27 protein-coding genes are annotated in these 22,374 nt (G+C 63.8%); 20 read left to right on the top strand and 7 right to left on the bottom strand.

The annotated features are described in order from the left end of the window. Positions 1 to 75 precede the first annotated feature (75 nt). The 11 genes from AC1VWL_RS15180 to AC1VWL_RS15130 all read left to right on the top strand — a co-directional run bounded on the left by AC1VWL_RS15180 (position 76) and on the right by AC1VWL_RS15130 (position 6,671). A complete protein-coding gene (locus AC1VWL_RS15180; protein WP_482987239.1) occupies positions 76 to 909 on the top strand; it encodes a S1 family peptidase in 834 nt (277 codons plus the stop codon). A 234-nt stretch (positions 910 to 1,143) separates the two neighbouring features. Then, complete coding sequence (locus AC1VWL_RS15175) at positions 1,144 to 1,446, top strand: hypothetical protein (RefSeq protein ID WP_296249694.1); 303 nt, start codon at positions 1,144 to 1,146, stop codon at positions 1,444 to 1,446. A gap of 220 nt (positions 1,447 to 1,666) precedes the next feature. After that, positions 1,667 to 2,167, top strand: coding sequence for a hypothetical protein (locus AC1VWL_RS15170; protein WP_482987238.1), 501 nt, complete (start codon positions 1,667 to 1,669; stop codon positions 2,165 to 2,167). Positions 2,168 to 2,376: 209 nt separating this feature from the next. Continuing rightward, positions 2,377 to 2,883, top strand: a complete 507-nt coding sequence (locus tag AC1VWL_RS15165) for a GNAT family N-acetyltransferase (RefSeq protein ID WP_482987237.1) — start codon at positions 2,377 to 2,379, stop codon at positions 2,881 to 2,883. 200 nt (positions 2,884 to 3,083) lie between these two features. Beyond that, entirely contained in the window at positions 3,084 to 3,476 is a 393-nt protein-coding gene (locus AC1VWL_RS15160; protein ID WP_481533439.1) for a hypothetical protein, read from the top strand. 56 nt (positions 3,477 to 3,532) lie between these two features. Then, positions 3,533 to 3,922: a lysozyme inhibitor LprI family protein gene (locus AC1VWL_RS15155; protein ID WP_296249702.1), complete on the top strand. Its 390-nt coding sequence runs from the start codon at positions 3,533 to 3,535 to the stop codon at positions 3,920 to 3,922. A 202-nt stretch (positions 3,923 to 4,124) separates the two neighbouring features. Next, on the top strand, positions 4,125 to 4,394 hold the full coding sequence (locus AC1VWL_RS15150) for a DUF2798 domain-containing protein (RefSeq protein ID WP_296249704.1): 270 nt from the start codon (positions 4,125 to 4,127) through the stop codon (positions 4,392 to 4,394). Positions 4,395 to 4,516: 122 nt separating this feature from the next. Continuing rightward, positions 4,517 to 4,900: a YbjQ family protein gene (locus AC1VWL_RS15145; RefSeq protein WP_482987236.1), complete on the top strand. Its 384-nt coding sequence runs from the start codon at positions 4,517 to 4,519 to the stop codon at positions 4,898 to 4,900. A gap of 112 nt (positions 4,901 to 5,012) precedes the next feature. Then, entirely contained in the window at positions 5,013 to 5,432 is a 420-nt protein-coding gene (locus AC1VWL_RS15140) for a hypothetical protein (protein ID WP_482987235.1), read from the top strand. Between the two features lie 28 nt (positions 5,433 to 5,460). Then, the gene (locus AC1VWL_RS15135; protein ID WP_481533435.1) at positions 5,461 to 5,793 is read left to right on the top strand and encodes a low molecular weight protein tyrosine phosphatase family protein; all 333 of its coding nucleotides are present in this window, start codon (positions 5,461 to 5,463) and stop codon (positions 5,791 to 5,793) included. Between the two features lie 215 nt (positions 5,794 to 6,008). Beyond that, positions 6,009 to 6,671: a Pr6Pr family membrane protein gene (locus AC1VWL_RS15130; protein ID WP_482987234.1), complete on the top strand. Its 663-nt coding sequence runs from the start codon at positions 6,009 to 6,011 to the stop codon at positions 6,669 to 6,671. Between the two features lie 33 nt (positions 6,672 to 6,704). Here AC1VWL_RS15130 and AC1VWL_RS15125 read toward each other — a convergent pair whose 3' ends face one another. Then, positions 6,705 to 7,379: a DUF2306 domain-containing protein gene (locus AC1VWL_RS15125; protein WP_482987233.1), complete on the bottom strand. Its 675-nt coding sequence runs from the start codon at positions 7,377 to 7,379 to the stop codon at positions 6,705 to 6,707. Between the two features lie 274 nt (positions 7,380 to 7,653). On the opposite strand from AC1VWL_RS15125, the gene AC1VWL_RS15120 reads away from it, so the two are divergent. The 4 genes from AC1VWL_RS15120 (at position 7,654) to AC1VWL_RS15105 (ending at position 12,374) form a co-directional block, all read left to right on the top strand. Beyond that, positions 7,654 to 9,846: a TonB-dependent siderophore receptor gene (locus AC1VWL_RS15120; RefSeq protein WP_482987232.1), complete on the top strand. Its 2,193-nt coding sequence runs from the start codon at positions 7,654 to 7,656 to the stop codon at positions 9,844 to 9,846. A 223-nt stretch (positions 9,847 to 10,069) separates the two neighbouring features. Further along, the gene (locus tag AC1VWL_RS15115) at positions 10,070 to 10,384 is read left to right on the top strand and encodes an iron uptake protein (RefSeq protein WP_481533431.1); all 315 of its coding nucleotides are present in this window, start codon (positions 10,070 to 10,072) and stop codon (positions 10,382 to 10,384) included. Between the two features lie 12 nt (positions 10,385 to 10,396). Further along, on the top strand, positions 10,397 to 12,058 hold the full coding sequence (locus AC1VWL_RS15110; protein WP_481533430.1) for a PepSY-associated TM helix domain-containing protein: 1,662 nt from the start codon (positions 10,397 to 10,399) through the stop codon (positions 12,056 to 12,058). After that, on the top strand, positions 12,051 to 12,374 hold the full coding sequence (locus tag AC1VWL_RS15105) for a DUF3325 domain-containing protein (protein ID WP_282273005.1): 324 nt from the start codon (positions 12,051 to 12,053) through the stop codon (positions 12,372 to 12,374). The genes AC1VWL_RS15110 and AC1VWL_RS15105 overlap by 8 nt, the downstream gene beginning before the upstream one ends. A 38-nt stretch (positions 12,375 to 12,412) precedes the next feature. On the opposite strand, the gene AC1VWL_RS15100 is transcribed toward AC1VWL_RS15105, so the two are convergent. Then, positions 12,413 to 13,309, bottom strand: coding sequence for a LysR substrate-binding domain-containing protein (locus AC1VWL_RS15100; RefSeq protein ID WP_482987231.1), 897 nt, complete (start codon positions 13,307 to 13,309; stop codon positions 12,413 to 12,415). A gap of 99 nt (positions 13,310 to 13,408) precedes the next feature. Here AC1VWL_RS15100 and AC1VWL_RS15095 point away from each other — a divergent pair, with 99 nt between their 5' ends. Then, positions 13,409 to 13,615: a hypothetical protein gene (locus AC1VWL_RS15095; protein ID WP_482987230.1), complete on the top strand. Its 207-nt coding sequence runs from the start codon at positions 13,409 to 13,411 to the stop codon at positions 13,613 to 13,615. An 84-nt stretch (positions 13,616 to 13,699) separates the two neighbouring features. After that, positions 13,700 to 14,023, top strand: coding sequence for a hypothetical protein (locus AC1VWL_RS15090; RefSeq protein WP_482987229.1), 324 nt, complete (start codon positions 13,700 to 13,702; stop codon positions 14,021 to 14,023). A gap of 287 nt (positions 14,024 to 14,310) precedes the next feature. Here the strand turns inward: AC1VWL_RS15090 and AC1VWL_RS15085 are convergent, their stop codons facing one another. Further along, the gene (locus AC1VWL_RS15085; protein WP_482987228.1) at positions 14,311 to 15,030 is read right to left on the bottom strand and encodes a YceI family protein; all 720 of its coding nucleotides are present in this window, start codon (positions 15,028 to 15,030) and stop codon (positions 14,311 to 14,313) included. Between the two features lie 90 nt (positions 15,031 to 15,120). Beyond that, on the bottom strand, positions 15,121 to 15,711 hold the full coding sequence (locus AC1VWL_RS15080; protein ID WP_282272292.1) for a malonic semialdehyde reductase: 591 nt from the start codon (positions 15,709 to 15,711) through the stop codon (positions 15,121 to 15,123). A 131-nt stretch (positions 15,712 to 15,842) separates the two neighbouring features. Here AC1VWL_RS15080 and AC1VWL_RS15075 point away from each other — a divergent pair, with 131 nt between their 5' ends. Together AC1VWL_RS15075 and AC1VWL_RS15070 are read left to right on the top strand one after the other, a co-directional pair. Beyond that, positions 15,843 to 16,814 carry a mitochondrial fission ELM1 family protein gene (locus tag AC1VWL_RS15075; protein ID WP_482987227.1) on the top strand — a complete coding sequence of 324 codons (972 nt, stop codon included), beginning with the start codon at positions 15,843 to 15,845 and terminating at the stop codon, positions 16,812 to 16,814. Positions 16,815 to 17,223: 409 nt separating this feature from the next. Then, a complete protein-coding gene (locus AC1VWL_RS15070) occupies positions 17,224 to 17,709 on the top strand; it encodes a YajQ family cyclic di-GMP-binding protein (RefSeq protein ID WP_282272294.1) in 486 nt (161 codons plus the stop codon). A 21-nt stretch (positions 17,710 to 17,730) separates the two neighbouring features. Here the strand turns inward: AC1VWL_RS15070 and AC1VWL_RS15065 are convergent, their stop codons facing one another. The 3 genes from AC1VWL_RS15065 to AC1VWL_RS15055 all read right to left on the bottom strand — a co-directional run bounded on the left by AC1VWL_RS15065 (position 17,731) and on the right by AC1VWL_RS15055 (position 21,516). After that, a complete protein-coding gene (locus AC1VWL_RS15065; protein WP_482987226.1) occupies positions 17,731 to 18,822 on the bottom strand; it encodes a helix-turn-helix domain-containing protein in 1,092 nt (363 codons plus the stop codon). 92 nt (positions 18,823 to 18,914) lie between these two features. Next, positions 18,915 to 20,039 (bottom strand): NAD(P)-dependent alcohol dehydrogenase, encoded by a 1,125-nt coding sequence (locus tag AC1VWL_RS15060; protein ID WP_481533423.1) that lies wholly within the window; start codon positions 20,037 to 20,039, stop codon positions 18,915 to 18,917. Positions 20,040 to 20,052: 13 nt separating this feature from the next. Further along, positions 20,053 to 21,516: a benzaldehyde dehydrogenase gene (locus AC1VWL_RS15055; RefSeq protein ID WP_482987225.1), complete on the bottom strand. Its 1,464-nt coding sequence runs from the start codon at positions 21,514 to 21,516 to the stop codon at positions 20,053 to 20,055. Between the two features lie 222 nt (positions 21,517 to 21,738). Here AC1VWL_RS15055 and AC1VWL_RS15050 point away from each other — a divergent pair, with 222 nt between their 5' ends. Continuing rightward, positions 21,739 to 22,302, top strand: a complete 564-nt coding sequence (locus tag AC1VWL_RS15050) for a DUF1415 domain-containing protein (RefSeq protein WP_482987224.1) — start codon at positions 21,739 to 21,741, stop codon at positions 22,300 to 22,302. Positions 22,303 to 22,374: the final 72 nt, after the last annotated feature.

The following is a 22,374-nucleotide window of genomic DNA, read 5'->3' as shown; positions in this document are numbered from 1 at the left end:
CAATACTGCCTTGCTACCCATTCGTTTCAGGTACCGGCCCCAACAGCGACAGGGACTACCGACCAAAGGATGCTCATGAAACCCCTCGCAGGCCTGCTGTTCGCACTATTCCTCGTGCTGTCCTCGGCTGCTGATGCCATCGTCATCCGCCACGACGTTGATGACCGCAAGTACCGGGTTGCCAGCAGCGAGTTTCCCGCGCTGGTCGACATGCCTGGCGAGGGGCATGGCAGCTTGATTGCTCCGCAGTGGGCGGTCACGGCTGCACATACCCTGCCCCGGCATGCTGAGCTCAAGCAGGTGACGATCAACGGGCTGCCGCGCGAGGTGGAGCGCGTCATCATCCACCCGGGTTACAGAACACTGCCGCAGACGCTGATCGATCAAGCCACAGCCAGCGGTGAGGCGATGTTGATCGTGGTGTTCCTTGCCTCATCGGATGACATCGCGCTGATCAAGCTGCGCCAGCCTGTTACCGATGTCGCACCGGTGGCCGCCTACAAGCGTGACGATGAGGCTGGCCAGACCATCAAGCTGATCGGCAAAGGGGCCACCGGCACCGGTGACATCGGGCACGACCCCAGCGGCCCCAACCGCACGGAGCTGCGGCGTGCATTCAACACGGTCAGCAGTGCGTACGACCGTTGGCTCTGCTATGTGTTCGATGCTCCACCTTCGGCCCTGCCGCTTGAGGGTGTACTCGGAAACGGGGACAGCGGTGGCCCGGCATTGATCCAGAGCGGCAATCAGTGGTTGCTCGCCGGGCTGGGCTCCTGGAAGGTTGTGCAGGGCAACGTGCTGACCGCACGGCCCGGTCGCTACGGCCAGGTTGCCTGCAATGTCCGCATCAGCCATTACGCGGATTGGATCGACGGTGTCATCTCGGAGCAGACCCAGGACGCGAGATGAATTTGTGCATGGCGCCAGACCTTGCATGCAGGCCCGGACATTGGAAGGTTCCGCAAAACTGCAACCACCTTTGCGGAAACGCGCAGCGGTTCCAGATTCGCTGACCGCGAGCGGACATAATCAGCGCCTTCCCTGTTCATGAATCGTCACGGAGCTTCAATGACAAAGGCTTGTCTCCCCCTGCTCGCCTCAGCCGTTCTTTACTTCAGCATCCCGACGGCGCAGGCGCAGCCCGTGTACAAGTGCACCGGCCCGAAGGGTGAAACCAGCTACCAGTCCATCCCCTGCCGCGAAGGCGAAACCTCGTCACGCCGGTATGCATCGCCCTCCCCGTCCAACCCGACCCAGGCCATCACTGCGGCCCCGGCCGGGCCGGGCCAACGGCGCGTGCAGGTTCGCTATACGACAACCGCTGGCAACGAAAACTGCGATGGCGCCAAGGCGATGCGCACGGCGGCGCTGGGCGCTGCAGGAGCACAGGCCACGGCCGATATGCGGGCCAGCCTGGACCAGCAGGTCAACGCCGCCTGCAGATAAGCGCAGCGATGGCGTGTGCGGCAACGGCAGCAGGGAATTGGCACGGGCGACGTCGATGACTGCGCAACTGATGCGCCGGGCACGCCTGGTTGCCGCCAGATTTGATTGAACCTATACGCGATACGTTCAATCATCACCCGGCCGGCCTCGGGACCGGGTCAGCCGGGGCGCCTTGCTGATCGGGCGCGAGCAGGCCCTTGTCGTCCAAGGAATCCATGCAATGCGATTCTTCAGCCAGACGCTCACGCTCGCCCTGCTCCTGCCGCTGGGCGCGGTCGCCCAAGGCCAGGGCAGCTTGAAGGTGGACAGCTCACAGGTTGTCGGCCTGACCGCACTGCTGGAAACGCAGCCGCACCACCCGGAGGCGACCAGCATCCGCGCCCTGCTGCTTGAATGGGAGGACAGCACCAAGGACGTGGTGGATTACGTCTGCCCGGACGTGCTGGCGCCGGTGCCCGCCGCGGGTACTCCCAATGGCCCGGAACTGCTTGCGCAGTTCATCTTTGGCAGCGCGGCCTTCCAGGTCGCCAACCCATCACAGAAGGGCGCCTTGCAGCCATCACAGCTCGCCGGCATGCGAAGCATGCTCAAGGCCTACAAGGCATTGCTGGCCACCGATCCTGCCGCACGCATTCCACGTTTCGACTCACTCGTCGCCATGGACGCCGAAGGCAGCCTCGCCGCCTACCTTGAGCCTATCGTCACCCTCGGCTGCCAGTAGTCGTAGACGGGCTGGTGAAACCCGCCAGCTACCATTTGCCGCCTGCGAACGGCCCCGGGTGCGCTGCGCTTACCCGGGCTACGGCGCGCAAGGTACGCTTCCGGCTTAGCTTGAGCCTGTTGTCACACTTGCTTTCATGTGACTGATGTCGCACCGCCCAACCGATATGCTTCCGTACCCAATCCTCCCCGCAAACGCTCCCTGCTCCCATGAACATCCTGATCCGACCGGAAACGCCCGCCGATATCGCGGCCATCGAAGCGGTGACGGTCGCCGCTTTCCTGGAGGCACCGCATACCGATCACACCGAGCAATTCATCGTTGCGGCATTGCGCCGCTCAGGGCAGCTCACCGCCTCCCTGGTAGCAGAACAATCGGGTGCCATCGTCGGCCACGTTGCGGTGTCGCCGGTGACGATCGCCGGTGAGGACGTGGGTTGGTACGGGCTTGGACCGGTATCGGTCGTGCCCGATCTGCAGGGCAAGGGCATCGGCAGCCAGCTGATCGAAGCAGCGCTCGATCAGCTGCGTGCACTTGCTGCAGGTGGCTGCGTGGTGCTTGGCGATCCAGGCTACTACGCGCGTTTCGGATTCAGGCCCACTGATGCGCTTACCTTGCCGGGCGTGCCCGCCGAGTACTTCCAGGCGCTTTCGTTCGATACACGCGTGCCGCAGGGAGCCGTTGCCTATCACGCCTCGTTCTCGGCGCACGAATAGCGGTATTGCGCACAACGTTTGCGGGCGTGGGATCAGAACCAAGTCAGCATCACGCGCATTTGTTCTCCGCATGGCTAACGGCAGGCAATCGCAGACTCCGCGCTTGCTAGCAATGATTTTCCTAGGCAGAGTTGCGCACGTCGAACACCCCGATCAGCAACGAACCGGCTGATCCTCCATCCACCAAAAGGAAGCCCCGGATGCGATACACCACAGCCCATCGTACTGCCCACAACATCTTGCTGCCGGAAGTGCTGCGCCGCGGCCGCCTTGCCTTGCTCGCCCTGTTGTTCACCCTTGTGCTTGCGGCCTGTGGCAAGCCGGTTCCGGCAGACAAGCAGGCTTATGTCGGTACCTGGGAATCGACCACCACCTCGCTGCTCATCGATGCCAGCGGGCGCGTCATCTACAAGCACCAGCCCAGCCCGTCGGTCAGCAAATCACTGGATGCACCAATCAAGGCCTATGAAGGCAATGACTTCATCGCCGGAGTGGGCCCGTTGACCACGCGTTTCGTGGTCTCCGTGCCGCCGCATCAAGTGGACGGCAGCTGGAAGATGACCGTCGATGGGCAGGAGCTCACGCGGCGCTGAGCCGATTGGCCCTTGCAGATCCGCGAAGACGATCACCACGGCACAGGCGCTGCACGATGCGACCCAATGTAGTTTCCCTGTTGTTGCTTGCAGGCTTGGCGTGGCCCGCTGCCGCCACCCCGGTGGACCATCAGCAGGCCTATAACGACTGCCTGGCCAAGGCCGGCGGCATCAACAACGGTACCGTGGAGGCCTGCTCATCGGTGACCTCGGAGCATGCAAAAGCGGAGATGACACGCCTCTACCGTGCCATCAACAGCAAATTGCTTGCGGAGAACGCGAACGATGCAGCAAGGCTGGAGCGCGCCCAGAAGGCCTGGCTGGTGTACCGGGACCTGCACTGCGAACTCGCGGGCTCCTATGTTGGCTCGCCGATGTATTCGTTCTGCCCGATGCAACTGAACATCGACCGGGTCATTGAACTGCGCGAGCTGGCCGGGCAATGAAGCGCATCGCTTCCTCGGCGGCAACCTGGAAGCGCTTGCCAGAAGCACTATCAGCTCCTACCATCTGCGCGTCCTCGCGACTCACGCGACGGCCGTAAGCGTTCACGTCAACCAACGCGCCCATCAACTCCGGCATTGCCGGGGCTGTTCGCCCATCCATGGGCGGAAGGCGCCATTGCTTGACCGGATCCAGGAGATCACCGTGAACGCTACAAACAAGAACATCATTGCCTTCGGCATTCCCAAGCTGCCCTTGCGCTACGGCGCCTTGGTCATGCCCTTGCTGCTGTCCATCCTGATGACCTGCGTCGTCTCCCTGATCAGCACACTGAAGAGCATCGGCATGTCGCCGCTGCTCGGCTCCAAGTGGCTCGCTGCCTGGGGCATCTCGTGGCTGGTCGCCTTCCCCATCCTGCTGTTGCTGTTACCGGTGGTACGCAAGGCGACGGCGGCCTTGGTGCGGTCGGCCTGACATTCCAAACTCCCGGCCCGCCCAGCGGGCCGGTTCCCATCCGTGTTGCACGGGAAGCCATGGTGCCAACCATTGGAATGCACGCATACTCGGCTCCCTGATGCACCTTGCCGGCACCCACCATGACCGACCCCTACAACTCCTCCACAAGCCGCACGGCACCTGCCCTGCTCAACGACGCGATGATCACCACCGCCCTGGAACTGCCGGGCTATCGCGCCGTGCGCAACCTCGGCCTGGTACGCGGCATCACCGTGCGCTCGCGCTCCATCGTTGGCAATTTCCTCGGCGGCTTGCAGACCATCTTCGGCGGCAACATCACCATCTACACGGAGCTGTGCGAACAGGCCCGCGATGAAACCTACCGCGACATGGTCGCCCACGCCCGCCAGCTTGGCGCCAATGCAATCATCGGCGTGCGCTATGACGCCACCGAGCTGATGACCGGACTCACCGAAGTACTCTGCTACGGAACTGCCGTGGTGGTGGAAGCGGATGCCCGCTGATCGCGCTTTGCAGGACTCCGCACAGGCCTGCGGCGGTTGCGTCGACCCCACGCTGCCAACCCCGGCTTGAACCTATCTGCGGCGCAGGCCGCACGTCATCGTGAAGGATCATATGCGAACGAAATTGCTGGCCCAGCTCATCGGCTTCGTGGTGATCGTGCCGAGTACGCTGGTGGCGTTGTTCTATAGCGCGTTGGGCCTGATGTTCGCGCTGGAGTCGATCCAGCGCCAGCAACACCTGGGCAGCGCCGCGCTGGTATTGGCCTGTCTGAGTGGCGGCTGGCTCGGCATCGTCGCGTTGTGGCGTGCCTATTTCGTGCTTGGCACTGACCAGCACAGCTTCAACAGCACATTTATCTGGATGGGTTTCGGCTGTGGCAGCCTGGTTTCATTGGTCCTTATCGGGCTGGTAAATGGCTCGCTGCTTTTCCGGGGAGTGTTCTTCGGTTGGCCGTTGCTGGCGGTTGCCGTGTTCACTGCAATGCTGCTGCGCCGCGGCACTCGAGCCGCCCCCCCTGCACCTTCCGCCTGAGCAGGCACCAGACTTCGAGGGAGCCGTCATGCCACGCAACGTCCTTTTCATCTGCACCCAGAATCGCTTGCGCAGTCCCACCGGAGAGCAGGTCTTCGCCAACTGGCCGGGTATTGAAACGCAGTCGGCCGGGCTGGGAAATGATGCCAATACGCCGGTGTCACCAGAGCTGCTGGCTTGGGCGGACCTGATCTTCGTGATGGAAAAAGCCCATCGCAACAAGCTGTCCAAGAAGTTCCGCGCACATCTGGATGGCAAGCGCGTCATCTGCCTGGATATACCGGATGACTACGACTACATGGATCCCATCTTGGTGCAGCTGCTCAAGCACAAGGTGACGCGGTTCCTGCCGGTGGGCTGAGTGGCACTGCGGCTGGCCAAGAAGGAGCATCCGCTTCGGAGCTTTCCGCGCCCCCGGCGGCAGTGGTGCTTGGGTCGCCCTCTCCCCACCCCATCTCCCGTGCAGGGAGATGGGCTTTCAGCAGCGGCTGACCGCCGAGCCAGCTTGCTTGCGGGCTGAATGCTCGTACTGCGCTACTCTGCCTACCTGGGCAGTTGAACTCCTTCGGAGAGCAGATGCAGACCAAGCCTCACCCGCTCGACAGGAAGATGCTGGCAGCACTGGCAGTCGTCGCATGGTCGGCGCTGCTGCTGCAGCTCTACCTGTCCATTGAATTGGCGTTTTCCAATGGCCGTGGCGTCCTCCATGGAACGCTTGCCTTCCTCGCCTACTTCACGGTGCTTACCAATCTGTTCGTCGCGCTTTCAGCCACCTTGCCGCTGGTTGCCGGAGCCACACCTCCTGGCCGCTTCTTCGCCAGGCCCGAGGTCCTGGGCTGTGCGATCACCTCGATTGTCATGGTGGGTGCGGGCTACCACGTGCTGCTGCGCAATGCATGGAACCCGCAGGGTTTGCAGCTGATTGCCGACTACCTGTTGCACTACGTGGTGCCACTCTGCGCGCTTGCCTATTGGGTGGTGTTTGCGCCGCGTACCCGACTTGGTGCGCTCGCGCCACTGGCATGGTGCATCTATCCGGTCGGCTACTTCATCTACGCACTGATCCGCGGCGAGCTGACCGGCATGTATCCCTACTACTTCATCGATGTCACCAAGCTTGGTTTTGCCAAGGTGCTGGCCAACTCGGTAGCGATGCTGGTGGCCTTCCTGCTGGTTGGCATGGCGCTGCGCTTCATCGCGGTATTGCGTGGCGCTGCCCGCTCAACCGCTGAGCCTTGAATCGCCCGTCAGTCCAACTGGCAGCAGGAAGCATCACCCCGCCGGAGCGGCCATCGACGACGCTCGTCCCCGCCACCTCGTCCACGCACTCGACAGCACGCCATGCAGTAGCAGCGGCACCACCCAGCTGCTCCACAACAGCAGCGCGATGGCATCCGGACTGGGCGCACGCCCGCTCGCTATCCACGCCGGCAACAACAGCCGGAACACCACCGGTGCCAGAGTGACCAGGTAGGCGCGCGTCATCCAGCGGCGATGCCGTGCAACCTTGCCACGGCGGATGCTGATCATTGCCACCAAGGCCGTCAGCAACCAGGCCAGCGCAGTACCCGCAAACGCGGTGGTGATCGAGGCAGGCGCCGGCGAGGTGGCGATCAAGCCCACCGCTGCTGCACAGGCCAGCAACATGCCGCTGATGTAGCTGCGCCCCAACCAGCGATGCAGGCGCGGCCAGGCACGCGGCCAGCGGGTAAGGAACTGCAGCGGGCCGAGCACGATGCCCAGCACACCACCGGTTATATGCAGCCACAACCAGCCGCGCCGCGACCAGTACATGGTGTAGTGCTCGGGGTCCAGGTGACGGTACTGGCCATGGACGGCGAGCAGGAAATGCAGGCTCAGCGCCGCCAAGGCCAGCCACAGCAATGCCCAGGCCAGGCGTTGCAGGGGAGCACGACGTTCAACCTCTGCATCAAGCGCGTCGGACATCTTGACCTCGGCTCGCGGGCGTCGGCCAAAGCATACAAGGCGCCGCCAGCATGCTGCAGGTCACCCGGCACATGGTCTGATTCAGCCGGGTGACGCCGCGCAGGCACGGCCTTTTGACGAAACCTGACTGCCCGAACAGTTGCAAATTGCGAATCATTCGCATTTAATTTCCCACTAACATCGCCGCCCGCTTGAGCGCAGTTATCACCCGCAACGGAAGCGGGACCGCCCCGCCCGTGGTCAATCCGTTATCTAAATCCGTTCAGGTTCGCTCATGCACCCCAGTCGCTCCCTCGCCCGCCCGGCTCATGCCGCTGGCTCATCGTTCCCGTTCCGCAATACCCGCAACTGTCTGCAGGTCGCCATCTGCCTGGCCTTGGCCAGCAGCTGTGGCGTTGCCATGGCCGCGCCACAGAGCGTCTCCGCCTCTGCCTCCGGCACGGAAAATGACACCGCTACCCAGCTGGATACGGTGCGCGTGGTATCGCAGCGTGCCAACCGGGTCAGCAACGGTGCCACCAACCTTGATCTGGATATCAAGGAAACCCCGCAGTCGATCAGCCTGGTCAGTGGCGAGCAGATGCAGCAGTTCGGCATCGACAACATCAACGACGCGCTGCGCCTGGCCACCGGCATCCAGGTGGAGGAATGGGAAACCAACCGCACCAATTACGTGGCGCGCGGCTTCGACATCAAGAACACCCAGATCGACGGCGTCGGCCTGCCCAATGACTGGGGCATCGTCACCGGTGCGATGGATGCCTTCGGCTACGAGAAGCTCGAGGTCATCCGCGGCGCCAATGGCCTGCTAACCGGCGTGGGCAACGCTTCGGGCACCATCAACTACGTGCGCAAGCGCCCCACCAACGAGGCCAAGGGCCAGCTGGGCGTCAGCGTTGGCTCGTGGGGCAAGCGCCGCGTCGAGATCGACTATTCCACGCCCTTCACCGAGGATGGCCGTTGGGCCGGTCGGGTGGCGGCTGCGCATGAAGACGCCGACTCCTACCTGCGCGGCTTCAATACCGACCGCAACTTCTTCTACGGCGTGGTCGATGGCCAGATTGGCGACAACGGCACGCTGACCGTGGGCTATTCCTGGCAGAAAGCCAACAGCGACCAGAACATGTGGGGTGCGCTGACCTTCGTCAACGCCGATGGCACGCAGGCGTCATGGCGCCGCAGCGCCTCCACCACCCAGGATTGGACCTACTGGGATACCAAGACCGAAACCGCCTTCGCCGAATACACCCACCAGTTGGGTGCGGACTGGCAGGTAAAGGCCTCGTACAACTACCGCAAGAGTGGCAGCGATGACCAGCTGTTCTTCGCCTACACCACCACCGGACTGGATCCGCTGACCGCCGAAGGCCTGGTTGGCTGGTCGTACAAGGGCATCGACCAAGGCAGCTCGCACCTGGGCGATATCACCTTGAATGGTCGTTTCCAGTTGTTCGGCCGCGAGCAGGAAGCCGTGTTCGGCTTCAGCATCGCCAAGAGCGAAGAGACCACCTGGGACCACCCGGTAGATAGCAGCGATCCTTCGTTTGGCGCATTGCCCGCCTTCCCCTATGCAGGCAACACCATTGCCGAACCGCAATGGGGCCCGCGTACCAGATCCAACTGGACCAACCAGCGCCTGAAGCGCGGCTATGGTGCGACCCGGCTGAGCTTCACCGATCGCCTGAAGTCGGTGATCGGCTTCAACTGGGCGGAGTACCACCGCGACGGCAACAACGGCGTTGCCTTCAACCAGACCGAAGACCATATCAGTCCCTATACCGGCCTGACCTGGGACTTCAATGACAGCGTGCTTGGTTATGTCAGCTATTCCGACATCTACCAGCCGCAGGACCAGTACGACATCAAGCATGTCTACCTGGACCCGACCAAGGGCGTGAACTACGAAGTCGGCATCAAGGCCGAATGGCTGGACCGCCGCCTGCTGACCACGCTGGCGCTGTTCAAGGCCAAGCAGGAAAACCTGTCCACCTATGGCGGCTATGACTTCGCCACCGCCAACTACTGGTACTACGGTGTGGACGTGGAGTCCAAGGGCGTGGAGTTCGAAGCCACCGGCAAGCTCAGCGACAACACCAACCTGGTATTCGGCTACACCCAGCTGAAGATGAGCAACCAGGACGGTGGCAGCACCTATACCTGGGTGCCGCGCCGCACCGCCAACCTGATGTTGACCTCTCGCCTGCCGAACTATGAAGCACTGTCGTTCGGCCTGGGTGGCCGCTGGCAGAGCGATACCTCCACCAAGGAAAGCTACACCAACATGGTGGTGCGCCAGGGCAGCTATGCCGTGCTCAACGCCTTCGCCGCCTGGGACGTGCTGCCCAACGCAACGATACGCGCCAACATCAACAACCTCACCGACCGGAAGTACATCAACAGCCTGTACCAGATTGGCTACTACGGTGCACCGCGGAACTACCAGCTGAGTTTTGACTGGCGGTTCTGAGGACGGCGGATAGCGAAGCAGTCTTAGTTTTTGGTTTTTGGTTTTTGGCTCCACCCCTCTCCCCTTGCGGGAGAGGGTGCCCCGAAGGGGCGGGAGAGGGGTAGCACTTCGCTACAACCTCACCTACACCCCGACCCTCGCCCTCTCCCCAACTCCTCTCCCGGAGGCAGAGGGGCTCAAGCAACGCTGCAACGAAACTGATACCCGAGACGTCACCGCCACCATGTCCCAAGCAACCACCATCACTGCTACTTCCCGCTCGCGACGTCAGGTCGTACTGCGGGTGCTGGCCGCAATGTTCGGCGGCTACGTCTTTGCCTGGGGCACGGTGGCGCTGGCGACCTGCCTGCTGTTCGCGGCCAAGCTCGACTTCCACGATGCAGAGTTCCTCGGTGCCTTCATCGGTCTGCTCGCCTACGTGACGGTGTTCCTGTGGAGCATCGCGACCCAGCGCCTGCTGCGCGTCTGGGTCGTATTGTTCGGCGGCGGACTATTGATGGCGGGCGCTGCATCGCTGGTCCAATCCCTGCTCGCATGACCGGAGAAGTCCATGTTCAATAGTTTCCGGCAAGCAATGGCGTGGCTGCACACCTGGTTCGGCCTGGTGCTGGGTTTCGTGCTGATGGCGGCGTTCTTCTTTGGCGCGCTGTCCGTCTTCGACCGCGAAATCGATCGTTGGGCGATTCCCGCCACCCGCATCGAAGCGCAGCCGATGCCGTCCTTCGAGAAGATCCTGCGGCCTGCCTTCGAGCGCATGCAGCCGACCAAGGACGCCATCGATGCGATGCGCCCGCGTGTCAACGGGCCGATGCCCACGCACTTCGACAAGGTCGCCAGCTGGAGTGCCTACACCACCCACCGTGACCCCGTGCTAGCCCTGTACGCGGGCTATCAGGTGCCCAACGCCAAGGACCCGGAAGAACTGATCTGGGCCTATACCACCATCGATCCGCGCGATGGCAGCGTGCTGCCCGACGATCACTTGAAGATCGGCAGCGGCTTCTTCTTTCCGCTGCACTACGGCCTGACCCTGGACTGGAAGAACCTGGGCATCTGGATCGTCGGCTTCTCCGCTTTGGTGATGCTGGCCGCGTTGATCAGCGGCGTGGTGATGCACCGGAAGATCTTCCGCGAATTCTTCACTTTCCGCCCGGGCAAGGCCAGGCTGCGCAGCGTGCTGGACCTGCATAACCTCACCGGCGTGGTGGCGCTGCCGTTCCACTTCTTCTTCGCACTGACCGGCCTGCTGATCTTTGCCGGCACCTATTACTTTCCGGTCGGCCACACCCAGCTGCATGATCTGCACGACCTGCACGAACGGATGGAAGCGCAGGAAACCGGCCTGCCGCATCAGCGCGCAGGCGTTGCCGCGGGGCTGGCATCGGTGGATGCGATGGTCGCGCAGGCACAGCAGCGTTGGCAGGCCAATGACAAGGCCGGCGATGTCGGTTTCCTGGTGCTGCAACATGTTGGCGATGCCAACGGCTACGTCAGCGTGTACCGCGCCGGCACCGACCGCATCGCATTGGTAGGCGATGGCATCCACTTCAAATCCTCCGACGGCAAGCTGATCCGCGAAGATCCAGCCGCCACGCCGATGGCACGCATGGCCGAGTTCCTCACCGGCCTGCACCTGCAACACTTCCGCCATTGGCTGCTGCGTTGGCTGTACGTGTTCGGCGGCCTTGCCGGTGCCGTGTGCATCGCCACCGGCTTCATCTTCTTCGTCGAGAAGCGCAAGCGCCAGCACGCCCAACAAGGCAGCCAAGGCGCACGCATCGTGGACGCGCTTGCGGTGACCACGGTGACCGGCATGGTTCTGGCCACGCTCGGCATCCTGATTGCCAACCGCCTGCTGCCCGAGGCCCTGCCCGGCCGTGGCGACTGGGAGCGCTATGCGTTCTGGGCGGTGTGGGCGCTGGCGCTGGTGCATGCGGGTGTGCGCGGTGCACCAGTGGCACGCGGTCTGGCCAACCCGGCATGGCGCGAACAGACCTGGGCCATCGCGGTGATGGCAGTCGCAGCCGTGGCCTTGAACTGGATCACCACCGGCGACCATCTACTGCGCACGCTGGCGCGCGGCTATTGGCCGGTGGCGGGTATCGACCTGTTCCTGCTCGGCAGTGCGTGCGTGGCCATGATCGCTGCCCGCAAGCTCGGCCAGCGCGCGCATGCCAAACAGGCCGCACACCGGGAGAACGCCCATGCATGAGTCGCTGTCTGCCAACCTGATGCTGGCCGCCGCACTGCTGAGCAGCCTTGCCGGCATGGCATGGCTGGCACTGTCGATGCAGGTACATGCGCTGCAGGTGTGGCCCCGCCAGCCATCGCCGGCCACCCTGCGCTTGCTGCGCATCCTCGGCAGCTTCAGCGTCTGCGTTGCACTGGTGCTGTGCCTGGCGGTGGATCACGCCACGATGGCGGTGCTGGTCTGGGTGATGGCCTTGAGCGCCGCGGCGATGTTGGTGGCGTTTACGCTGTCTTCGCAACCGCAGCGCCTGCGCGTGTTTGCGCCTTGGATCAGGTAACAACGCGGTCGGCAGGCAATGAGTGCTGGCCGCCAAGCTCAGCGCTGTTCGCCCATGTGTTCACGATACGCAGCAGCTTCCGCGTGCAGCCATTGGCGGAATGCCAGGAAGCCGCGATGACTGGTCGAACGCTCCGGGTAGACCAGCCAATGCGACCATGCTGTCTTGAGCCGCTGATCGGACAGCAACTGCAACTGGCCTGACTGCAGCAGCAGCTGCGCACGCGTCACCCGCCCTAGCGCCACGCCCACGCCTTCCAATGCCGCACGATGGTGCGACTCCGAGTCATCGAAGATGGCAACGTAGCGCTTGGGCGCTTCCGCCCCGGTCAAGGCGAACCAGCGGTCCCACTCGCCATCCGGGTCACCCAATAGCGGCCACTCCGACAGCGGTTTCGTACCGATGCCGCCCATGCGCTCGACCAGTGCCGGGCTGGCCATTGGCACCAGCCATTCGTCGATCAGGGGCTCGGCAATCACGCCCGGCCAACGACCATCGCCGATGCGCATCGCCCCATCGAACTGCAGTTGCCGTTCGAAATCGATCAGCAGTTGGTTGGACTGCAGGTTGATCTCGATCTGCGGATGCGCCGCCACGAAACGACCCAAACGTGGCACCAACCATGCCGACGCCATCGTCGGCACCGCGCTGATCGACAACACACAATCGCGCCGCGCCTGGAACGGGCGGAACACCTCGTTGATCGCATCCAGGTGCGGGCCAACCTGATCGAGCAGGCGTCGCCCTTCCTGCGTCGGTGCCACGCCGCGTGCCTGCCGCAGCAGCAATGGATAGCCGAGCCGCTGCTCCAGTTGGCGCATCTGGTGGCTCAAGGCACTGACGGTGACGTTCATCGCCTCGGCAGCACGCGACATGTTGCCCATGCGTGCAGCAAGCACGAAACCCTGCAGGAACTGGAGTGGCGGCCTGGACATTGGACTTGAGTTTTCCTCAATACCCGCTTGAAGGATGCTCGCTTTTACGGACTATAGCCCGGAACTAACCTCAATCCACTCTCAACACGGAGCAGGGAAATGAGTGTTTATACCGATCTGCTGTTCATGCATGGGCATATCACCAATGTCGAGCTGGCCAGGCAATTGGCGGGCCAGGACGGCACCGATGCCGCCGAGGAGGCGCGCGACATTGGCAAGACGCGCAGGGATGAGCGCGGCCATGAACCCGCAGACGCCCCGGCGCGCGCGATGTCCCTGCCAACGGGTGCCTGCTCGAATCGTTGAAGCCTGCCCGTTCCGATCCGCGTCCAGCAGCGCAGGCCCGCCTCTCCGCCATCAACCACGCCGCAACTTGGTATGGTTCGACAGATGAAAAACCACCACTGGCGCGGCCGAGCGGCCGCCTTGCTTACCACCGTCGTGATTCTGTGCATCGTCTCCAACCCGGAACTGGCTACGTTGGTGCCTGTGCTGGATGCATTGGGGCTGGACGTGCTGCTCGCGCTCTTCTCCGCACAGCTGATGGTGATTGTTTCGGATGTGCTGCTGCCGTATGCGCGGCATTTCCATCAGCGCTGGGGCAGGCGCGCATTGAAGCCGGTTGGTGATGCGCTGCTGTGTGCAGCCGGCGGCTATCTGCGGCAATTGGTTGGGCATGTGCGGCTTGCCGGGATGCCAGCGCGGCTTGGTTGAGCGCAGATTGGGGTTCATCTGTAGGAGCGGCGTAAGCCGCGAAGCTGACGGAATTGAAACCATCCGCATCTTTGCCAACTGATGATGTATCGGCTTCGCGGCTGACGCCGCTCCTACAAAGGCCAGGAAGCCATGTAGCAACTTGCGGCTTGCTTGACGCGCTTTCGCCTACCCTCACCCCACAACCCCTCTCCCGGAGGGAGAGGGGCTTCAGGGCTTAACGACAAAGGCCCGCCAATGGCGGGCCTTTGCGTTTGCTGCGTGCTGCGAAGAAACCGCTGGCGCGATTACTTGGCGGCAGCTTCCTCGGCCTTCGGGATCGAGGCTTCGGTGGTGATGCGGATCTTGACGTCGTCGCTGACGGCCGGGGCGTAGGCGCCCACGCCGAAATCGCTGCGCTTGATGGTGGTGGTGGCATCGAAGCCGACCGACGGCACCTTGGCCATCGGGTGCTCACCGGCACCGTTGACGGTCACGTCCAGCACCACCGGCTTGGTGATGCCCTTGACGGTCAGGTCGCCGGTCACGGTCAGCTTGTTGGTGCCGGCTGCTTCCACCTTGGTGCTCTTGAAGGTAGCGGTCGGGAACTTGGCGGCATCGAAGAAATCGGCGCTGCGCAGGTGCTCGTCGAACTTGGCGGTGAAGCTGTTCAAGCCGGACAGCGGCAGGGTCACTTCCACACTGGACTTGCCCACGTCAGCGGCGTCGTACACCAGGGTGCCATCCGCGTTGCCGAAGTGCGCGCTCGGGTTGGAGAAGCCCATGTGGCTCCACTGCACCAGCACGTCGGTGTGGGTCGGGTCGAGCTTGTAGGTACCGGCGGCGATCTGGATCGCAGCGGCTTCCGGGGCAGCCGGGGCAGCCGGGGCAGCAGCAGCGGCATCGGCCGGCGCAGCGGCGGTTTCGGCCGGGGCGGCAGCCGGGGCAGCGGTGTCAGCCGGCTTGGAGCAGGCGGTGATGGCGGCGGCCAGGGCCAGCGGGAGCAGCAACTTGGTCATAGCGGACATGGATCTCTCCTTGGAGGTGATAGACGGGATAATTCTGGACAAGCAAGGCGTCAGCCAACGTGACGGACGCCGCGTGGAACACTTCAACAATCAGGCAATACGCGCGGCTTCGTCGAACGAGAGCCGCGGCAGGCGCGGGAAGATGCCGGACGGGTCGCCATAGCCCAGATTGACGAGGAAATTGGACTTGATGGCGGTGCCGGCAAAAAACGCTTCATCCACCTTGGCCGGGTCGAAGCCCGACATCGGGCCTGCATCCAATCCCAGCGCGCGTGCGGCGAGGATCAGATAGGCACCCTGCAGGCTGCCGTTGCGGAACGCAGCCTCGTGGCGGCCTTCGCGCGGGCCGTCAAACCAGGCCTTGGCATCGGTGTGGGGGAACAGGTAAGGCAGCTTCTCGTGGAAATCCAGGTCAAAACCAATGATCGCCGTGACCGGGGCAGCCAGGGTCTTGGCCAGGTTGCCCTCGGACAGGGCCGGTGCCAGCTTCTGCTTGGCTTCGGCCGATTTGACGAATACGAAGCGCGCCGGGCTGGCGTTGGCGGAGGTGGGTGCCCACTTCAGCAGGTCATACAGGGCGCGCAGCTGGCTGTCCTCGACCGGACGGTCCTGGAACGTGTTCTGGGTGCGGGCGGTGCGGAACAGCTGGTCAAGCGCGGCATCGTTGAAGATGTCGGACATGGAAACTCCGTGATGAATTGGCTACGGTCGTGACATTGCACCGGTCAGCCCGGGACAATGACACGCCGATCAGAGTTCGCAGTGTAGAGCCCTGTGGCAGTTGCAACACCCAGCCTTTTTGAAACGAATTAATGCCATACGCGAAACGATCGACGCTCCCATGGACGATCACCGACGGCCGCGCCGGCAACGTGCGCCAGGCGGTGGCGCTGGCGTCTGCGCTGGGCCTTGGCGGCCAGCAACGCCTGCAGCTGCAGCCACAGGCGCCCTGGCGCTGGCTGTCGCCGCGGTTGCTACCGGGCGCAGCACGGGGCTTTGGCCCGCAGTTCGCGCAGCTGGCCGGCAACACACCGGCGCTGGCGATTGGGTGCGGCCGCCAGGCTGCGGGTGCACTGCGGGTGCTGCGCCAGCGTGGCAGCCGCACCGTGCAGATCCTCGACCCGCGTATTCCGCCGCGCCACTGGGACCTGCTGGTGGTACCCGAGCACGACCGCCTGCGCGCGGACAACGTGCTCACCCTGCTGGGCAGCCTCAACCCGGTCAGCGATGACTGGCTGGCCTGGGGCCGGGCGGCGTTCTCCAGCTTCGAGCAACTGCCGGGGCCGCGCACCGCCTTGCTGGTGGGCGGCCCCACCGATCATGCACCGTGGCAGGACGACGACATCCAGCCGGTGTTCCAGCAACTGGCTGCCCGCATCCGCGCCGAGGGCGGCAGCGTGCTGGCCACCACCTCGCGGCGTACCCCGCGCGCGGCGACGGCCGCCCTGCTGCGTGCCTTCGACGATGTGCCCGGCGTGATCTGGGCCGATGGCGGCGATGGCTCCAACCCCTACGCCGGACTGCTGGGCTGGGCAGACCGCATTGTCTGCACGCCGGACTCGGTCAACCTGCTGTCGGAAGCCTGCGCCACCCGGGTACCGGTGGGCGTGCTGCTGGGTACGCGCGCGCAGGAACGGATGGCGCGCTTCCAGCAGGCCTTGCGCGAGCGCGGCCGCCTGCGGGATGGGCTGGCTGCATTTGATGCCGATCTTGGTGTGACGGTTGAGCCCTTGCGCGAGACCACCCGGATTGCGGCTGAGGTGAAGCTGCGCTTGGGGTTGTGAGGGGCGCTGGCTCTGGCTCTGGTTCTGGCTGTGGCCTTCGCTCCTGGCTCGTCATTCCCGCGTCGGCGGGGTTTTCAACCGACGAATGTCGGGTCATCGCTCCTGGCTCTTGGCTCTACGGCTTTGGCTCCATGACTTTGGCTCTATCACTTTGGCTTTGGCTTTGATTCTTCCGCACTAAAGAGAGACCAAAACACAGCAAATGCAGGAGCAAGAGCAGGAGCGATTCCCGCCTTCGCGGGAATGACGAGCTGAAAGCAAGCCCAAGCCAAGCGCAACAGCAACAGCAACAACAACGGCTCCGGCTCCGGCCCCGACTACAGCTACGCCTATCGCTACCACAGCCTCCACCATCCCCTACCCGCCAATCGCCTAGAATGACCGCTGTTTTCTGATTGGAGCAGGCCCCATGCCTTCCTTTGACGTCGTATCCGAAGTTGACAAGCACGAGCTGACCAACGCCATCGACCAGGCCAACCGCGAGCTGTCCACCCGCTTCGATTTCAAGGGTGTGGCGGCAAGTTTCGAGCAGGATGGCGAGAAGCTGATCAAGCTCACCGCGCCTACCGATTTCCAGCTCAAGCAGATGTCCGACATCCTCAAGCAGCGCCTGGCCGCGCGCAACATCGACTTCCGCTGCATGGAATTCGGCGATATCGAGACCAACCTGGGTGGCGCGCGCCAGCAGGTAACGGTCAAGCAGGGCATCGAGCAGAAGCTGGCCAAGCAGATCGCCGCCAAGATCAAGGAATCCAAGATCAAGGTCGACACCCAGATCAACGGTGACAAGCTGCGCGTCAACGGCAAGAAGCGCGACGACCTGCAGGAAGTGATGGCGCTGCTGAAAAAGAGCGACTTCGAACAGCCACTGCAGTTCGACAACTTCCGCGACTGATGTAAACCCCTTGCAGCAGGCTCAACCGGCCTGCTGCAACTTGCGGTACAGCGTGGTGCGCGAAATACCCAGCTGACGTGCCGCCGCACTGAGATTGCCGGCATGCGCCGCCACCGCGTCACGCACTGCGTGCGCACTCTGCACACGCAGCGGGCTCGCCGCCGCCAACCCACGCGTGCTGACGCGCGCGCGCACCGGCCCGCGCAGATACTGCACCTGCACGGCACTGTCCGCACCCAGCGGTACCCGGTGCACCGGCCCGGCCTGTAACAGGCGGCGGCGCTGGTGCACGTTGGCCTCGGCGAATACGCCATCCAACGTCTGCAGCGACAACGGCCCGTTACGCGGCAGGCCGAGGATGCGCCGCGCCACACTGTTGGCGGCCCGCAAGCGACCGTCCTCGCCCACCGCCAACAAGCCTTGCAGCGGCGTGCCCAACCAGCGCGCGTCGTGCTGCAGTGCCAGCAGGTGGCAGTCGCGTTGTTGCTGGATCAACTGGTTCTCGATCGACAGTGCGGCCTGGCGGAAGTGGCAGCGCAGCAGTTCACTGTCGCGCTCGCCGATGCCGGTGATGTCCAGCGCTCCGAGCACTTCACCATCGACGCCGTGCAACAGCACGCTCAGGCAATAGACGCCGGAGAACTCATCAAGATAGTGCTCGTTGCCGCGCACCAGCGCCGGCGCGTCCTCGGCCAGCGCGCAGGACGGCGCGGTGGTACCAATCTCGATCTCGCGCACGCGGCGCCCGACCTGGATAGGCCGCAGTATCGCCTCGTCGCCCAGGCCATGTTCGTGCTGGGCGATGATCAGGCCATCACGATTGATGCAGAACAGGGTCCAACGACGGCCACCGAACGCGGCCCACAGATCATCCATGTCCTGGCGCACGCAGCGCGCCAGCAGGCGATCGGCCGGATCATCCAGACGCGTCTGCCGCTTTGCCAACGCTGAGTACTGCGGTGCCTGCTGCGGACGCACGCCTGCTTGCCGTGAGCGCTCCCAGGAGCGCAGCAGTGCGGGTGACAGCAGTTGCGCGGGAAGGCTGCCGCCTTCGGCAAAGCGCTGTCGCGCCGCTGCAAGACGTTGCTGCTGTTGCACGAGTGTGTCGGCCATGGGCGTCCTCCAGACAACTGCGCCCAGCCTACACCTCGCTCGCTGACTGAATCGCCATCGCGGACCGGTTTGGCCCGCGATGGTTTGTTCCATCAACCGATCTTGAGGATAGGCTTCAAGGTGATGCCCTTGGTGCTGTCCTCGGCCGCCTGGTTGATCTGCTCCAACGGGTAGAACCTGACCAGCTTGTCGAACGGGAAGCGGCCCTGCTGGTACAGCTGTACCAGCTGCGGAATGAACACCTTGGGCACACTGTCGCCTTCGACGATGCCGCGGATGCTGCGTCCGCCCAGCAGCAGGTTGTTGACGTCGAACTCGGCCTTGGTGCCCAGCTTGGGCGCGCCCACCACGCCGATCACACCAAGCCCACCCAACGCCTCGATGCCCTGGGCCAACACCTCCGGGCGACCGGTGGATTCAAGCGCGAAGTCAGCACCACCATCGGTGATGGCACGCACCGCCTCGATCACATCCACTTCGCGACTGTTGATCGTATGGGTGGCACCCAGCTCCTTGGCCAGCTCCAGCCGCGATGGCACCACGTCGATGGCGATGATGGTGGTGGCACCAGCCACGCGTGCGGCCATCACCGCGCTCAGGCCGACCGCACCCGCGCCATAGGACGCAAAGCTGCTGCCCGCGCCAACCTTGAGCGAGTTGATCACCGCACCGGCACCGGTCTGGATACCGCAGCCCAATGGGCCGAGCAGCTCCAATGGCGCGTCGACTGGCACCTTGATCGCATTGTTCTCGCGGCTCAGCGCGTAGGTCGCAAACGAGGACTGGGCGAAGAAGTGGTCATGCAATGGCTGGCCGTGCGGGTCCTGGATGGCGGTGCTGCCATCCAGTTCACCACCGCCGAAGTTCAGGCCGAAGAAGTCCTTGCAGTACGCACCATGGCCACCGCTGCACGGATTGCAGTGCCCGCAGGCACCGTAGGTGAGCACCACATGGTCGCCCACCTTCAGATCCTTGACGCCCGGCCCCAGCGCTTCGACCACACCCGCCCCTTCATGGCCGAGCACCGCCGGCAACGGCACCGGGTAGTACTGATCGCGCACGATCAGATCGGTGTGGCACAGACCGGTAGCAACGACACGCACCAGTACCTCGTCATCCTTGGGACCACGGATGCGCGCCTTCTCGATGGTGAACGGCTTTTCCTTCTCGCGCGCCACCGCCACGGTGATGTCACGCAGTTCTGCAGATGCACTCATGGGTTTCTCCTGTTCAAAGTGGATAGGCAGGGGCTTCGCCCTTGATGGTCAACCATTGCCATTGGGTGAACTCTTCGATGTTGGCCGGGCCGCCGATGCTGCTGCCATTGCCCGAGGCACCGACACCGCCAAACGGGTTGATGACCTCGTCATTCACGGTCTGGTCGTTGATATGCAGGATGCCGGTGTGCAGCTGCTCACCCAGCTTCAGGGCGCGACCGACGTTGCTGGAGACGATCGCCATCGACAGGCCGTACTCGGTATCGTTGGCCAACGCTGCGGCGTCTTCATCGCTGTCGAACGGCACCACCACCGCCACCGGTGCGAAGATCTCGGCACGGAAAGCCGGATTGGTCTTGTCCACGCCACTGAGCACGGTCGGCTCGAAGAACAGGTCCTGATAGGTGCCGCCGGTCTCCAGGGTTGCGCCGGCCGCTGCCGCCTCGGCAACCACGCGCGCGGCATGGTCGCGCTGCTGCGCGTTGATCAAGGGGCCGAGCGCGACATCGGCAACGGCAGGATCACCAACGGTCAGTGATTGCGCCTTGGCGACGAGCTTCTCCAGGAACTGCGCATAGATGCCACGCTGTACCAACACGCGGCCAGTGGCCATGCAGATCTGCCCCTGGTGCAGGTAGACGCCCCAGGCGGTATTGGCGATGGCCAGGTCGATATCGGCATCGTCGAGCACGATCAACGCGTTCTTGCCGCCGAGCTCCAGCGACACTTTCTTCAAATGCCGGCCTGCCGCTTCGCCAACCTTGCGACCGGCAGCGGTGGAGCCGGTGAACTGGATCATGGCGATATTGGGATCGCTGGTCAGCGCCGCACCCGCCGCACCGTCACCCGGCAGCACGTGCAGCACACCGGCCGGCAGCCCGGCCAGTTCAAACAGCCGCGCGATCACGAAGCCACCGCAGACCGCCGTGCGCGGGTCGGGCTTGAGCACCACCGCATTGCCCAGCGCCAGCGCCGGTGCCACCGCGCGCATCGCCAGGTACAAGGGGAAGTTGAACGGGGAGATCACCCCGACCACACCCAGCGGCCGACGTCGCGCCAGATTCAAGCGCCCCGATGCCGACGGCAGGATCTCACCCACACTGCGGGAGGGCAGCGCCGCGGCCTCCTGCAGGGCCCTGGTGCTGACCTTGTTCTCGAAGCCGGCCTTGAGCTTGGTTGAACCAGACTCTCGCACCACCCAGTCGATGATCTCGGCGGCATGTTCATCAGCAAGCTGCGCGGCACGGCGCAGCACCTGCGCACGGGTTTCATGGGGGGCATTGGCCCAGTCACGCTGCGCCTTGGCGGCGGCTGCGGCCGAACGCGCGATCTGCGCAGGGTCGGCCATCGCGATACTGCCAAGCACCTTGCCGGTAGCCGGCTCGATCACCTCATGCAGGCTGCCACCGGGCTGCCATTGACCATCAAACTGCTTTCCCGCCCATAGCGCGGGGGGAAGAAACGCCTGTTCTGCCATTGCCTGTACTCCTAGCGTGGTCCATGCCGACATTGAATACCCGCGTCCCGCGCCTGCCTATTAGCCTTCGGCAAGGTCGTTGCAAGCTGCTGAAAGCATGGGGATTTCAACAATGCACGCTGTCCAGTTTGTGGACAGTGAATGCCAGCCCGATGACAACCCGACGGCAGCCAACGCCGATGCCCACTACAATCGCCTGCCCTGCCAGCCCGAGCGCCAGCCATGAACGAAGAAGCCGCCATCGATCCCATCGCCGTCACCCGCAACTGGCTGGAAAAAGCGGTGATCGGATTGAACCTGTGCCCGTTCGCCAAGGCGGTCTACGTCAAGCAGCAGGTACGCTTCGTGCTCAGCGATGCGACCACGCCGGAGGCGCTGCTGGAACAGCTGGCCGAGGAGCTGGTGTTGCTGCGTGACACTCCGGTAGAGGAGATCGACACCACGCTGATCATCCACCCGGAGGTGCTGGAAGATTTCCTGGACTACAACGATTTCCTGGAAAACGCCGATGCGGCGGTAGAAGCGTTGGATCTGCAGGGCATCCTGCAGGTCGCCAGTTTCCATCCGCAGTACCAGTTCGCGGGTGCGGCGCCGGATGATGTCAGCAACTACACCAACCGCTCGCCCTACCCGACCCTGCACCTGCTGCGCGAAGACAGCGTGGAACGCGCGGTGGCCGCGTTCCCGGACCCGGACGTGATCGTCGAGCGCAACATCGCCACGCTGGACAAGCTGGGCGTGGAAGGCTGGCATCGTGTCCTGGGCGGCGGTGAAGGCAACGCCTGAGAGATGCACCTGTAGTGCCGAGCCATGCTCGGCAAGGGGCTTTACCGGTAATGCCAATGCCGAGCATGGCTC

The organism is Stenotrophomonas sp. STEN063 (genome assembly GCF_056854515.1).
Note: the sequence above shows the minus strand (reverse complement) of the source record. Positions and strands in the feature narration are given on the sequence as shown.